Source organism: Luteimonas huabeiensis HB2, assembly GCF_000559025.1.
GTDB classification, from domain to species: Bacteria; Pseudomonadota; Gammaproteobacteria; order Xanthomonadales; family Xanthomonadaceae; genus Luteimonas; species Luteimonas huabeiensis.
Genome location: NZ_JAAN01000019.1, coordinates 36,462 through 48,724 on the forward strand (window position 1 = coordinate 36,462; position 12,263 = coordinate 48,724).

12 protein-coding genes are annotated in these 12,263 nt (G+C 75.1%); 10 read left to right on the top strand and 2 right to left on the bottom strand.

Annotation, left to right across the window (positions count from 1 at the left end; genetic code table 11):
• The first annotated feature begins 2 nt into the window (after positions 1-2).
• The 3 genes from creC to Z164_RS23545 all read left to right on the top strand — a co-directional run bounded on the left by creC (position 3) and on the right by Z164_RS23545 (position 4,730).
• Positions 3-1,463 (top strand): two-component system sensor histidine kinase CreC, encoded by a 1,461-nt coding sequence (creC, locus tag Z164_RS0107195; protein WP_024890033.1) that lies wholly within the window; start codon positions 3-5, stop codon positions 1,461-1,463.
• A 124-nt stretch (positions 1,464-1,587) separates the two neighbouring features.
• Positions 1,588-2,910, top strand: coding sequence for a cell envelope integrity protein CreD (gene creD / locus Z164_RS0107200; RefSeq protein WP_024890034.1), 1,323 nt, complete (start codon positions 1,588-1,590; stop codon positions 2,908-2,910).
• 200 nt (positions 2,911-3,110) lie between these two features.
• Positions 3,111-4,730 carry a ComEC/Rec2 family competence protein gene (locus Z164_RS23545; protein ID WP_024890035.1) on the top strand — a complete coding sequence of 540 codons (1,620 nt, stop codon included), beginning with the start codon at positions 3,111-3,113 and terminating at the stop codon, positions 4,728-4,730.
• A gap of 82 nt (positions 4,731-4,812) precedes the next feature.
• Here Z164_RS23545 and Z164_RS23290 read toward each other — a convergent pair whose 3' ends face one another.
• Together Z164_RS23290 and Z164_RS23295 are read right to left on the bottom strand one after the other, a co-directional pair.
• The gene (locus Z164_RS23290; RefSeq protein ID WP_236621766.1) at positions 4,813-5,067 is read right to left on the bottom strand and encodes a hypothetical protein; all 255 of its coding nucleotides are present in this window, start codon (positions 5,065-5,067) and stop codon (positions 4,813-4,815) included.
• A gap of 15 nt (positions 5,068-5,082) precedes the next feature.
• A complete protein-coding gene (locus tag Z164_RS23295; RefSeq protein WP_236621767.1) occupies positions 5,083-5,469 on the bottom strand; it encodes a class I SAM-dependent methyltransferase in 387 nt (128 codons plus the stop codon).
• A gap of 140 nt (positions 5,470-5,609) precedes the next feature.
• Here Z164_RS23295 and Z164_RS0107215 point away from each other — a divergent pair, with 140 nt between their 5' ends.
• The 7 genes from Z164_RS0107215 to Z164_RS0107245 are packed head-to-tail and all read left to right on the top strand — an operon-like array spanning position 5,610 to position 12,257.
• On the top strand, positions 5,610-6,287 hold the full coding sequence (locus Z164_RS0107215) for a MotA/TolQ/ExbB proton channel family protein (RefSeq protein WP_024890036.1): 678 nt from the start codon (positions 5,610-5,612) through the stop codon (positions 6,285-6,287).
• Between the two features lie 3 nt (positions 6,288-6,290).
• Positions 6,291-6,716, top strand: a complete 426-nt coding sequence (locus Z164_RS0107220; RefSeq protein WP_024890037.1) for an ExbD/TolR family protein — start codon at positions 6,291-6,293, stop codon at positions 6,714-6,716.
• Positions 6,717-6,726: 10 nt separating this feature from the next.
• Complete coding sequence (gene msbA, locus Z164_RS0107225; protein WP_024890038.1) at positions 6,727-8,481, top strand: lipid A export permease/ATP-binding protein MsbA; 1,755 nt, start codon at positions 6,727-6,729, stop codon at positions 8,479-8,481.
• Entirely contained in the window at positions 8,478-9,491 is a 1,014-nt protein-coding gene (gene lpxK, locus Z164_RS0107230; RefSeq protein WP_024890039.1) for a tetraacyldisaccharide 4'-kinase, read from the top strand. Before msbA ends, lpxK begins: the two co-directional genes overlap by 4 nt.
• Positions 9,492-9,532: 41 nt before the next feature.
• Positions 9,533-10,309, top strand: a complete 777-nt coding sequence (gene kdsB / locus Z164_RS0107235; protein ID WP_024890040.1) for a 3-deoxy-manno-octulosonate cytidylyltransferase — start codon at positions 9,533-9,535, stop codon at positions 10,307-10,309.
• 4 nt (positions 10,310-10,313) lie between these two features.
• The gene (locus Z164_RS0107240) at positions 10,314-10,787 is read left to right on the top strand and encodes a low molecular weight protein-tyrosine-phosphatase (protein WP_024890041.1); all 474 of its coding nucleotides are present in this window, start codon (positions 10,314-10,316) and stop codon (positions 10,785-10,787) included.
• Between the two features lie 45 nt (positions 10,788-10,832).
• A complete protein-coding gene (locus Z164_RS0107245) occupies positions 10,833-12,257 on the top strand; it encodes a thioredoxin-like domain-containing protein (RefSeq protein ID WP_024890042.1) in 1,425 nt (474 codons plus the stop codon).
• The last annotated feature ends 6 nt before the right edge of the window (positions 12,258-12,263 follow it).

The following is a 12,263-nucleotide window of genomic DNA, read 5'->3' on the forward strand; positions in this document are numbered from 1 at the left end:
GCGTGCGCATCGGGCTGAAGCTGTTCCTGGCCTTCTTCCTGATCGTGGGCGTGGCCGCGTTCTTCGTGATGCGGGTGTTCGTGGAGGAGGTGAAGCCGGGCGTGCGCCAGGCGCTGGAGGCGACCCTGGTGGATTCGGCCAACATGCTGGCCGAGCTGGCCGCCGAGGACCTGCGCGACGGCCGCATCGCCGACGGCGCCTTCGCCCGGCGCATGGCGCGCGCGCGGGCGCGCGATCCGCAGGCCGGCATCTGGAGCTTCGACAAGCGCAGCGTGGACCAGGAGGTGAGCATCACCGACGCCCGCGGCGTGGTCGTCTACTCCTCGCAGGGGCGCGACCTGGGCCGCGACAACTCACGCTGGAACGACGTCTACCGCACGCTGCGCGGCGAGTACGGCGCGCGCTCGAGCCCGCGCGATCCCGCCGATCCCGACGACACGGTGATGCACGTGGCCGCGCCGGTCCGCGATCCGGACGATCCCGCGCGCCTGCTGGGGGTGCTCACGGTCTCGCAGCCCAACCGCAGCGTGGAGCCCTTCATCGTCGCCAGCCAGCGCAGCATCCTGGCGCGCGGGGCGTGGCTGATCGGCATCGCCGCGCTGATCGGCCTGCTGATGACCGCGTGGCTGGTGCGCGGGCTGGGCGGCCTGAACCGCTACGCGCAGGCGGTGGCGCGCGGCGAGCCGGTGCCGCCGCCACGGCCGCGCCGCGACGAGATCGGCGACCTCGGCCGCGCGCTGGAGGCGATGCGCCGCAAGCTGGAGGGCAAGGCCTACGTGGAGCGCTACGTGCAGTCGCTGACCCACGAGATGAAGAGCCCGCTGGCGGCCATCGGCGGCGCCGCCGAACTGCTGCAGGAACCGTTGCCCGAGGCCGAGCGGCAGCGCTTCGCCGGCAACATCCTGGCCCAGCAGCGGCGCCTGACCGAGACCATCGACAAGCTGCTGGCGCTGGCCGAGGTGGAGCAGCACGGCTGGCTGCAGAAGCGGCAGGCGGTGACGGCCGGCGAATTGCTGGCGCAGGCGGCCGAGGCGGTGGCGCCGGCCTGCCGCGCCGCCGGCGTGGCGCTGCGCTGCGAGCCGGGCGACGCCGCCGCGGCGCGGGTGAGCGGCGATCCCTTCCTGCTGCGGCAGGCGCTGGGCAACCTGCTGGAGAACGCGGTGTCGTTCTCGCCGGCCGGCGGCGAGGTGCGGCTGGGCGCGGCCGTGGAGGACGGGCGGCTGCGGCTGCAGGTGGCCGACCGCGGCCCGGGCGTGCCGGGCTACGCGCTCGAGCGCGTCTTCGAGCGCTTCTATTCGCTGCCGCGCCCGGGCGGTCCGCGCAGCTCCGGCCTGGGGCTGCCCTTCGTGCGCGAAGTCGCGCGGCTGCACGGCGGCGAGGCGCGGCTGGAGAACCGCGAGGGCGGCGGCGCGCTGGCCACGCTCTGGCTGCCGCTGGACGGCGGAAGCCGGGCCGGCCCGTAGCCCGGCTCCCCGGCGCGGCGGCCCGGCCGGGCCGCGCGGGACTTCACTTTCGCTTCGTATTCGCTCCCCGCCAGGCCCACAGGGCCCGCGCATGCTGCGCCCCGGTTCCTGCGAGGCATGCGAGATGAAATCGACGAAACTGGTCCTGCGGTTCGCGACGGTCGGCGCTTTGGTGCTGGCGCTGCTGGTGCCGCTGGGGATGATCCGCGGCGTGGTGCACGAACGCGAGCGCTACCGCGAGGAGGCGGTACAGCGCGTGGCGGAGGGCAAGGCCGGCGCGCAGCGGCTGCTGGGCCCGGTGCGGGTGGTGCCGTGGACGCAGGAACGCCGGGTCCGGGAAGCCGACCGCGACGGCAGCGAGCGCATGGTGGTGCGGACCGTGCGCGGATTCCTCTTGCAGGCGCCCGGCCGGCTGGAAATCGACGGCGACCTGCAGCCCTCCGAACGGAGGGTCGGCCTGTTCCGGGTACCGGTCTACAGCTGGCGGGCGCGCGCGACGGCGCGGTTCGCGCCGTTCGACCTGCCCGACGAGCCGGGCCGCACCTACGGCGCGCCCTACCTGGCGGTGGGGCTTTCCGACGTGCGCGGGCTGGTCGGCACGCCCACGATGACGGTGGAGGGCCGGCCGCTGCCGCTGGCGGGGGGCACGCGGGCGCTCGCGGCGTCGCTGCCGGGGGTGCACGCGGAACTGGCGCCGGCGCACGGTCCCGGGGGCGGGCGGTTGCCGGCGCTGCGCGAGGTGCGGCTGGAGGCGGCGATCGACGGCACCCGGTCGCTGTCGGTCGTGCCGCTGGCCGACGACAACCGCATCGCGCTCGCCTCGTCCTGGCCGCACCCGTCGTTCGGCGGGCGCTTCCTGCCCAACGAGCGCGAGATCGGCCGCGACGGCTTCCGCGCGGTGTGGACGCTGTCGTCGCTGGCCACCGATGCGCAGGGGCAGCTGCGCCGCAGCTCGGAGGGCCCGATCGACGCGCTGCAGGTCGATCTGATCGATCCGGTGGACGTCTACACGCGGGTCGACCGCGCAACCAAGTACGGCCTGCTGTTCGTGATCCTGACCTTCGTCGCCTTCGCGCTGTTCGAGCTGATCGAGCGCCTGCCGATCCACCCGCTGCAGTACCTGCTGGTGGGCCTCGCCCTGGCGATCTTCTTCCTGCTGCTGCTCGGCCTGTCCGAACGCATCGCGTTCTGGAAGGCGTACCTCGTTTCCGCGGTGGCCTGCATCGGCGTGCAGGGCATGTATCTCTCGGGCGTGCTGCGCAGCCGGCTGCGCGCGGCCGGCTTCTCCGCCATGCTGACCTCGCTGTACGGCGCGCTGTACGCGCTGCTGGCTTCCGAGCACAACGCGCTGCTGATGGGCTCGCTGCTGCTGTTCGGCATCCTGGCCGCGATCATGTGGATCACCCGCAAGGTGGACTGGTACGCGCTGGGACACGACGCGCGCTGAAGCCGGCGCAGCGGCGGGATACGGAAACCTCCTACGCCATCGACAGCGTCCGGCCGATGCCGGGGGCCGGCAGGGACGATTAGAGTCATCGCCATCAAGGGCGCATGGAGGCGCAAGGCGATGGACGCCGTCGGGCAGGGAAGAACCAGCATGGATCGAGGTCGCGGCCGCCGTGCGCGCACGGCCACCGGAGCGGGCCGATGACGGCGGGCGCCGGCGCGGGCCCGCTCGGCCTGGCGGTGGCGGCGGCGCTGGCCGCGGGCGCGCTCGCCTGCCTGCGGCTGCCGGCGCTGCCGCCGTGGCCGCTGTGGCCGGTGCTGGTTCTGGCCGGTGGGGCGCTGTGGTGGCGCGGCGGGCACTGGCGATGGGCCGGCGCCGCGGCATGCGGTTTCGCCGTCGCCGGCCTGCACGCCGCGTTCGCGCTCTCGCTGCAGTTGCCGCCGACGCTGGAACGCGCCGACGTGCCGCTGCGCGGGCGCGTGGTCGGCCTGCCGGAGCACGAGGCGGAGCGCACGCGCTTCCTGTTCCGGGTGGATCGCGACGCGGCCATGCCGGCACCGCTGCGCGGCCGGCTGCTGCGGCTGGCCTGGTACGACACGCGCGGCGGCGGCGCGTCGGCGCGGCATGCGATCGAGGCCGGCGGCCGCTGGGCATTCGTGGCGCGGCTGCGCGCACCGCGCGGCCTGCGCAATCCGGGCTGGTTCGACAGCGAGAAGCACGCCTTCGCCCGGCGCATCGCGGCGGTGGGCTACGTCCGCGACCGCGAGCCGTTCCGGGCGCTGCGCGCCGGCGCCGGCATCGACCACTGGCGCGAACGCACCGCGGCCCGCATCGAGGCGGCCGTGCCGGGGGCCGCGTCGCGCTATGTGCGGGCGCTGGCATTGGGCGATACCCGCGGGCTCGAAGAACTGGACTGGGAAGCGCTGCGCGCCACCGGGCTGACCCATCTCATCGCGATCTCCGGCTTCCACGTCGGGCTGGTCGCGGGCTTCTTCGCGCTGGCGGTGGCCGGCGTCTGGTGGGCGTGGCCGGTCCTGGGGCGCGGGGTGCCGCGGCCGCAGGCGGCCGCGGCGGCGGCGTTCGCCGGCGCGCTGGCCTACGCGGCCGTGGCCGGCTGGGCGCTGCCCACGGTACGGACGGTGCTGATGATCGGCGTGGCGATGGCGGCGCGGCTGTCGCGGCGGGCGTCGAGCGCGGGCGCAGCGCTCGCGCTGGCGGCGATCGCGGTGGTGCTGGCCGATCCGCTGCTGGCGGCGGTGCGCCGGCGCCACCCCGCCATGCCGGTGTTCGCGCCGGCGCATGCCGGATTGGCGGACACCGTGCCCTGTCTGGCGGGCGTCGCCTGGCAGGCAGACGGCGTGAGCCTGCGCTTCCTGCATCCGCCGCTGCACTTCCCGGACCTGCGCAACGAGGCGAGCTGCGTCCTGCGGGTGGGCACCGCGCACGGCGCGGCGCTGCTGGCCGGCGACATCGGCGCGGTGGTGGAGCGGGAGCTGGCGCGGCGCGACCCGCACGGCGTGCGCGCCGAGGTGGTGTTGGCCGCGCACCACGGCAGCGAGACCTCGTCGGACCCGCTGTTCGTGGCCGCGACCGGCGCGCGCCACGCGCTGGTCTCGACCGGGCACGGCAACCGCTTCGGTCATCCGCAGCCGGCCGCGGTCGCGCGCTGGGCCGCGGCGGGCGCATCGCTCCACGACACCGCCGAGGCGGGCGCGCTGCGGGTGCGCTTCGCGCCGGGCGGCGTCTCGGTGTCCTCGCGGCGCGCCACCCATCCGCGGCTGTGGGATGCGGCGCGGCGCCAGGCCGCGGACGCACGTTGACGCGGTCGGCACGCGATGCGCGCCAGGACGCGTCCGGCGCGCGCTATCCGCCCGTGGCACCGGGGGGCGGCGCGGGCGTCGGTCAGCCGCGCCGGGCCAGGAGCAGGTGGAAATCGCGCTCCACCATGTCGCCGGCGTTGCCGCGTACGGTCTCGACGTGCGCATGATGGGCGACGTCCTCGAAGCCGGCCGCGCGCAGCAGGGCGATGCCCTCCTCGCGATCGTAGAGCGCGAAGCCGTGGGCGGCGAAGGGCAGGTGCCGCATGAACGCCCGGTCGCCGTAGGCCAGGCACAGGCGGCCGCCGGGGCCCGACACGCGCGCGATCTCCGCCAGCACGCGCTGCGGCTCGGCTCAGAAGTACAAGGTGTTCACGCTCAGCACGCGGTCGAAGGCCGCATCCCGGAAGGGCAGCGCGGCGGCGTCGCCCTCGACGAAGCGGGCGCGCCCGGCGGCCACCGCCTGCGCATTGCGCCGTTGCGCCGCGGCCACCATCTCCGGCGACCAGTCGAGGCCGACGTAGCGGCTGCCGGTCGAAATCAGCAGCTCCGGCACGAAGGCGCCGTTGCCAGGGCCGATCTCCAGCACCGCCTGGCCCGCGGCGACGCCGAGCAGGGCGATGGCGCGGCGGTTGACCGCGGCGTTGGCCTCGTTCATGCGCGCGCCCGTCGCCTCGGCGTCGGCGCCGGCCGGGCGGCGCAGTTGCGCCGCCAGCGCCTCCGGGGTGAGGGCGGGGTCCATGCGGGGATGATGCGCGGCCGCGGCCATGCCGGCAACGCGCCGCGGCAGGCGCGGCGCGGCCGGGGTCGGCGTCCGCGCGGGCCGCTACGCTATCCTAGCGCCCGGTTTTCGCGGAAGGCCTCCGGGCCCGGGGACAAAACGTGCTGGAACTGGTCAAGGCCGGCGGCTGGCCGATGATCCCGCTGCTGCTGCTGTCGGCGGCGGGGCTTGCGATCGTCGTGGAGCGCTGCTGGACGCTGCGTCGCCGGGCGGTGCTGCCGCCGGGCCTGGGCGAGGAAGTGCGCGCCTGGGCCGCGCGCGGCGGACGCCTCGATCCGGCGCACATCGACTCGCTGCGCGACACCTCGCCGCTGGGCGCGCTGCTGGCCGCGGCGCTGGACGTGCGCCAGCGCCCGCGCGAGGAGATCCGCGAGCGCATCGAGGACACCGGCCGCCACCTCGTCTTCCGCATGGAGCGCTACCTCAACGCGCTCGGCACGATCGCCGCCGCCGGCCCGCTGCTGGGCCTGTTCGGCACCGTGGTCGGCATGATCCAGATGTTCCTGGGCGTGATGGACCATGGCGTCGGCGACGTCAACCAGCTCGCCGGCGGCATCGGCAAGGCGCTGGTGTGCGCGGCCACCGGCATGGTGGTGGCGGTGCCGGCGCTGATGTTCCATCGCCACTTCCGCGCCCGCATCGACGGCTACATCGTCGAGATGGAAAGCGAGGCGATCCGGCTGATGGACGTGCTCGACCCGCGCGCCCGGCGCCCGGCGGCGGCGTCGGCGGCGGGCGCGGCCGCGCCCGTCGATCCGGCACTGGCGGTGCAGGGCTGAGCCATGCGCATCCGCGACCGCCGCGCCGCCGACGAGCCGGAGCTGAACCTGGTGCCGTTGATCGACGTGATCCTGGTGCTGATCATCTTCTTCGTGATCACCACCACCTTCGACGCGCGCTCCGTGCTCAAGCTGGAGCTGCCGCGCGCCAGCGCCGAGCACAGCGAGGCCCAGAGCCGCGCGTTGAGCGTGCTGGTGAACGCCGACGGGCGCTATTTCGTCGACGACCGCGAGGCCCTGCGTACCGACGTGGAATCGCTCAAGCGCACCATCCAGGAAGTGGCCGGCGACGACCGCGAGCGCCCGGTGCTGCTGCGCGCGGATGCGCGCACGCCGCACCAGGCCGTGGTGACCGCGTTGGACGCGCTGGGTCAGCTCGGCTTCGGCCGGATCTCCATCGCCACCGCGCCCGACGCGGCGGCTCCGTGAGGCGATGCCGATGACGCAGTCCGACGCCCCGGCCGCCTGGCCGATCTACAAGCGCCTGCTCGGCTACGCCGCGCGCTACTGGCCGCTGCTCGTGGTCGCGCTGGTCGGCATGATCATCGAGGCGCTGGCCGGCGGCGCGTTCGTGTACCTGATGGGTCCGCTGACCGACGACGGCTTCGTCGATCCGCAGCCCTGGGCGGCGGTGTGGTTGCCGCTGGCCATCGTCGGCCTGTTCCTGCTGCGCGGCGCGGCCACCTTCGCCACCGACTACGGCATGGCGCGCACCGGCCGCAGCGTGGTGCGCGACCTGCGCGAGCTGGTGCTGGGCAAGTACCTGCGCCTGCCCAGCGCCCGTTTCGACGAGGAGGCGGTGCCGGCCATGGTCAGCCGGTTGAACTTCGACACCGAGCAGGTCGCCCAGGCCAGCACCGACGCGCTGAAGGTCCTGGTGGCCGACGGCCTGACCATCGCGTTCCTGCTCGGCCTGATGCTCCACACCAGCGCCAAGGTGACCATGGCGATGATCGTCGTGGTGCCCTTGATCGGCGTGCTGGTCTGGTACGTGGGCAAGCGCTACCGCCGCATCAGCTCCGGCATCCAGACCGGCATGGGCGATCTGGCGCAGAGCGCCGAGCAGTCGCTGGCGGCGCAGCAGGACGTCAAGGTGTACGGCGCGCAAGGTTTCGAGCAGGCGCGCTACTCGGCGCTGACCAACCGCGTGCTGCGCCTGAACATGAAGGTCGAGACCACCCGCGCGATGGCCTCGGCGCTGGTGCAGATCCTGGCGGCGTGCGCGCTGGCGGCGATCATCTGGGTGGCCACCCGCGAGGCGCTGCAGGCGGCGCTCACCCCCGGCCAGTTCGTGCAGCTGATGACGGCGATGATGGGCATCATCCCGTCGCTGCGCCGGATCACCAACGTGCAGAGCGTGATCGGCCGCGGCGTGGCCGCCGCCGAGCGCATCTTCTCGATCCTCGACGCCGAGGAGGAGCGCGACACCGGCACCCGTCCCCTGGTGCGCGCGCGCGGCGAGCTGCGCTTCGAGGGCGTCGGCCTGCGCTACGCGCGCGACGGCGAGCGGGTGGCGCTGGAGGACATCAGTTTCGTGGCGCGGCCCGGCACCGTCACCGCGATCGTCGGCCGTTCCGGCAGCGGCAAGACCAGCCTGGTGCGGCTGGTGCCGCGTTTCTACGAGCCCACCAGCGGCCGCATCACCCTCGATGGCGTGCCGCTGGACGAGTACCGGCTGGCCGACCTGCGCCGGCAGATCGCGCTGGTCGGCCAGCGGGTGATGCTGTTCGACGACAGCGTCGCCGCCAACATCGCCTACGCCGCCGAGGCCAGCCCCGAGCAGTTGCGCGCGGCGGCCGAGAGCGCGAACGCCTGGGAGTTCATCGAGCGCCTGCCGGAGCGGATGGAGACCGCGGTGGGCGAGAACGGCTCGCGGCTGTCGGGCGGCCAGCGCCAGCGCCTGGCGATCGCCCGCGCGATCCTGCGCGACGCGCCGATCCTGATCCTCGACGAGGCCACCGCCGCGCTCGACACCGAGTCGGAGCGGCTGGTGCAGGACGCCCTGAACCGGCTGATGCCCGACCGCACCACGCTGGTCATCGCCCACCGCCTGTCCACCATCGAGCACGCCGACCAGGTGCTGGTGCTCGACCAGGGGCGGTTGGTGGAGCAGGGCACGCACGCGGAGCTGCTGGCCAAGGGCGGGCTGTACGCGCACCTGCACCGCATGCAGTTCCGCGACGCCGAACGATGAGCGGACGCGCCCGCACGCCGCCGCGCTGGTGGTTCGACGGCGCGCCGCCGCCGGCCTGGGCGCGTCTGCTGGCCGGCGTCTACGGCCGCGGCGTGGCGCTGCGCCGCTGGCTGTACGCGCGCGGCCTGCGCCGGCGCGTGGCCGCCGGGGTGCCGGTGATCGTGGTCGGCAACCTGATCGCCGGCGGCAGCGGCAAGACGCCGCTGGCCATCGCCCTGATCGAGCGCCTGCGCGCGGAAGGCTACGCGCCGGGGCTGGCCAGCCGCGGCTACGGCCGCGCGCGCGAGGACGCCGCGCTGTGGGTGGAGGCCGACGCCGACGCCGCCGAGACCGGCGACGAGCCGCTGCTGGTGGCCCGCCGCACCGGCGCCCGGGTGCGGGTGGACCGCGACCGCGCGGCCGCCGCGCGCGCGCTGGCCGCCGCCGGCTGCGACGTGGTGGTCTGCGACGACGGCCTGCAGCACTACCGCCTGCGCCGCGACATCGAGATCGAGGTCATCGACGGCCGCCGCCGCTACGGCAACGCGCGGCTGATCCCCGCCGGGCCGCTGCGCGAGCCTGCCGCGCGCTCGGCCGAGGCGGCCTTCCGCGTGCTCAACTGTGGCGTCGACGACCCGCGCGCCGATCCCGTCGGCGAGGCCGGCTTCGGCGAATGGCCGATGCGGCTGAAGACGCGGCGCGCGGTGCCGCTGGCGGGCGGCCGCGCGGTGCCGCTGGAGGCCTTCGCCGGCCGCCGCGTGCACGGCGTGGCCGGGATCGGCGATCCCGAGCGCTTCTTCGCCACCCTGCGCGCGCACGACATCGCGGTGGTGCCGCACGCGTTCCCGGACCACCACCGCTACGTCGCCGCCGACCTGCGCTTCGGCAGCGACCTGCCGGTGCTGATGACCGAGAAGGACGCGGTGAAGTGCATGGCCTTCGCCGGCGAGCGCCACTACAGCGTGCCGGTCGACGCGCTGTTGCCCGAGGCCTTCTGGGTCGCGCTGCTGGACCGCCTGCGCCAGGGATGAGCCGCGGCGCAGGCCGGCGCGCGGCATGTCAGAATCGGCGGATGACCACGCCCTTCGTCGTCGCCATTCCCGCCCGCCACGATGCCGCGCGCCTGCCCGGCAAGCCGCTGCGGCCGCTCGGCGGCGAACCGCTGGTGCTGCACGTCGCGCGGCGCGCGCTCGCCGCAGGCGCCGACGCGGTGTGGATCGCCACCGACGATGCGCGCGTGGCCCGCGCGCTGGACGGCAGCGGGGTGCGCGTGGCGATGACCCGCGCCGACCATGCCTCCGGCACCGACCGCCTCGCCGAATGCGCCGACATCGCCGGCTGGCGCGACGACACCGTGGTGGTGAACCTGCAGGGCGACGAGCCCTTCGCCCCGCCGGAGGGCATCCGCGCGGTGGCCGAGCTGCTGGTCGCCAGCGGCGCGCCGATGGCGACCCTGGCCGCGCCGGTGGAGGACGTCGAGACCCTGCTTGATCCCAACGCGGTCAAGCTGGTGCGCGCGGCCGGCGGCGATGCGCTCTATTTCAGCCGCGCGCCGGTGCCGTGGCCGCGCGACGCCTTCGCTACCCGCCGCGACGCGCTGCCCGACGGCCACCGCTGGTGGCGCCACATCGGCATCTACGGCTACCGCGCCGGCTTCCTGCGCGCGTTCGCGCGGATGCCGCAGGGCGCGCTCGAGCGCGTGGAGGCGCTGGAACAGCTGCGCGCGCTGGAGGCCGGCCACCGGATCGCGGTGGCGCCGACGCCGGTGCCGTTCCCGCCCGGCGTGGACACGCCGCAGGATCTCGAGCGCGCCGAGGCGCGGCTGCGCGAGGCGGACCGGCATGGCTGAGCCCCTGCGCCTGCTGGTGGTCTGCCTGGGCAACATCTGCCGTTCGCCGATGGCCGAGGGCGCGCTGCGGCATCGCCTCGCCGAGGCCGGGCTGGAACACGCGGTCCACGTCGATTCCGCCGGCACCGGCGGCTGGCACGCCGGCGAGCCGCCGGATCCCCGCGCGATCGCCACCGCCGCGCGCCACGGCGTGGACCTGCGCCCGCTGCGCGCCCGCCAGCTGCGTCGCGAGGACTACGCCGCCTTCGACTGGCTGCTGTGTGCCGACCTGCAGAACCTGGCCGACGTGCGCGCGCGCCGCCCGCCGGGCGCGACCGCGCGGATCGCGCTCCTGACCGACTGGACCGGGACGATGACCGGCGACGGCGCCATCCCCGATCCCTACACCGGCGGCGACAACCATTTCGAGCAGGTCTGGGCGGTGGTGGACGCCGCGGCCCGGGGCGCGGTGCGGCGGCTGAGGGAAGGCCGGCGTTGACGCCGCGTACCGCATAATCGCCGGATCGCGGACGCCGGATTGTCCATGGACGCCCCCCTAGCCCCCGAGTTTCCCCCCGGCCTCGAATGGCTGAACACCACCGAGCCGCTGCGCATGGCGCAGCTGCGCGGCCGGGTGTGCGCGCTCGCCTTCGTCAACGCCGGCTCCGCCTGGTCCACCCAGCGCCTGAACGACCTGGCGCACCTGCACGCGCGCCACGGCGAGCGGCTGAACGTGGTGGCCGTGCACGTGCCCAAGTTCGACCACGAGCGCGACGCGCGCCGCGCCGGCCGTCGCCTGCGCCGGCAGAAGTTCGACTTCCCGCTCGCCCACGACGCCGATTGGGCCGCGTGGCAGCAGTTCGGCATCGAGGCCTGGCCGACCGTGGTGCTGATCGATGGCGAGGGCCGGATCCGCGAGCGCGTGGTCGGCGACGGCCCGGTCCGCCCGCTCGACGCCCGCGTCGCCGAGCTGATCGGCGAACTGGTGCCGCGCTCGCGCAGCGCGCGGCCGATCGAATTGCGCCGTGGCGGCCACCCGGGCCTGCCGCTGCGCTTCCCGGTCGGCATCGCCGTGTCCGGGTCCTATCTCTACCTGGTCGACAGCAACCACCACCGCGTGCTCGAGTGCGACCAGGGCGGGCGGGTGGTGCGCCAGTTCGGCAGCGGCGGGCCCGGCTTCATCGACGGCCCGATGGAGCTGGCCGCGTTCAACCGGCCCCACGGCATCGCCATCGAGCGCGACCTGCTCTACGTCGCCGACAGCGGCAACCATGCCGTGCGCCGCGTGCACCTGCGCACCGGCGACGTCGACACCGTGCTCGGCGCGGGCCGGCCGGGCACGCCGGAGGCCGGGCAGGTCGCCGATCCGCGCGCGATCACCCTCGACCAGCCGCGCGGGCTGGCGCTGGCGGCCGGCCGCCTGTTCGTGGCCAGCGCCGGCGACAACCGGATCTGGGACTACGACCTGACCCGGCACGCGCTTTCGCTGGTGGCGGGTTCGGGCAAGCTGGACGTGGCCGACGGCACCGGGGAAGCGGCCGCGTTCGCCGAGCCGGTCTCGGTGGCCGCCGTGCAGCAGATGGTCTACGTCTGCGATGCCGCCGGCTCCGCGGTGCGTTGCGTCAATGCGCGCACCCGCCAGGTGCAGACCCTGGTCGGGCAGGGGGTCTGGACCTTCGGCCGCGTGGACGGTCAGCGCGTGGACGCGCGCCTGCAGCAGCCGCAGGCGATCGCGCTGGACCCGGGCGCGCCGCGGCTGTGGATCGCCGACAGCGGCAACGACTGCCTGCGCACCCTGCGCCTGGGCGGCGGCGAGCTGTCGAGCGTCGAGCTGCCGCGCCCGCTGCACGGGCCGTCCGGCCTCGCGGTGGCCGACGACGTGGTGTGGATCGCCGACACGGAGGCCCATGCGGTGCTGCGGCTGGACGCCAGGACCGGCGCGCTGCAGCACGTACCGATCGGGGAATGAGCGCCG

Excerpts from the sequence above, each read along its gene's own strand:
- Z164_RS0107245 (WP_024890042.1), top strand. The coding sequence starts at position 10,833 with ATGGACGCCCCCCTAGCCCCCGAGTTTCCCCCCGGCCTCGAATGGCTG.
- Z164_RS23295 (WP_236621767.1), bottom strand. The coding sequence starts at position 5,469 with ATGGACCCCGCCCTCACCCCGGAGGCGCTGGCGGCGCAACTGCGCCGC.
- kdsB (WP_024890040.1), top strand. The coding sequence starts at position 9,533 with ATGACCACGCCCTTCGTCGTCGCCATTCCCGCCCGCCACGATGCCGCG.
- lpxK (WP_024890039.1), top strand. The coding sequence starts at position 8,478 with ATGAGCGGACGCGCCCGCACGCCGCCGCGCTGGTGGTTCGACGGCGCG.
- msbA (WP_024890038.1), top strand. The coding sequence starts at position 6,727 with ATGACGCAGTCCGACGCCCCGGCCGCCTGGCCGATCTACAAGCGCCTG.
- Z164_RS0107220 (WP_024890037.1), top strand. The coding sequence starts at position 6,291 with ATGCGCATCCGCGACCGCCGCGCCGCCGACGAGCCGGAGCTGAACCTG.
- creD (WP_024890034.1), top strand. The coding sequence starts at position 1,588 with ATGAAATCGACGAAACTGGTCCTGCGGTTCGCGACGGTCGGCGCTTTG.
- Z164_RS23545 (WP_024890035.1), top strand. The coding sequence starts at position 3,111 with ATGACGGCGGGCGCCGGCGCGGGCCCGCTCGGCCTGGCGGTGGCGGCG.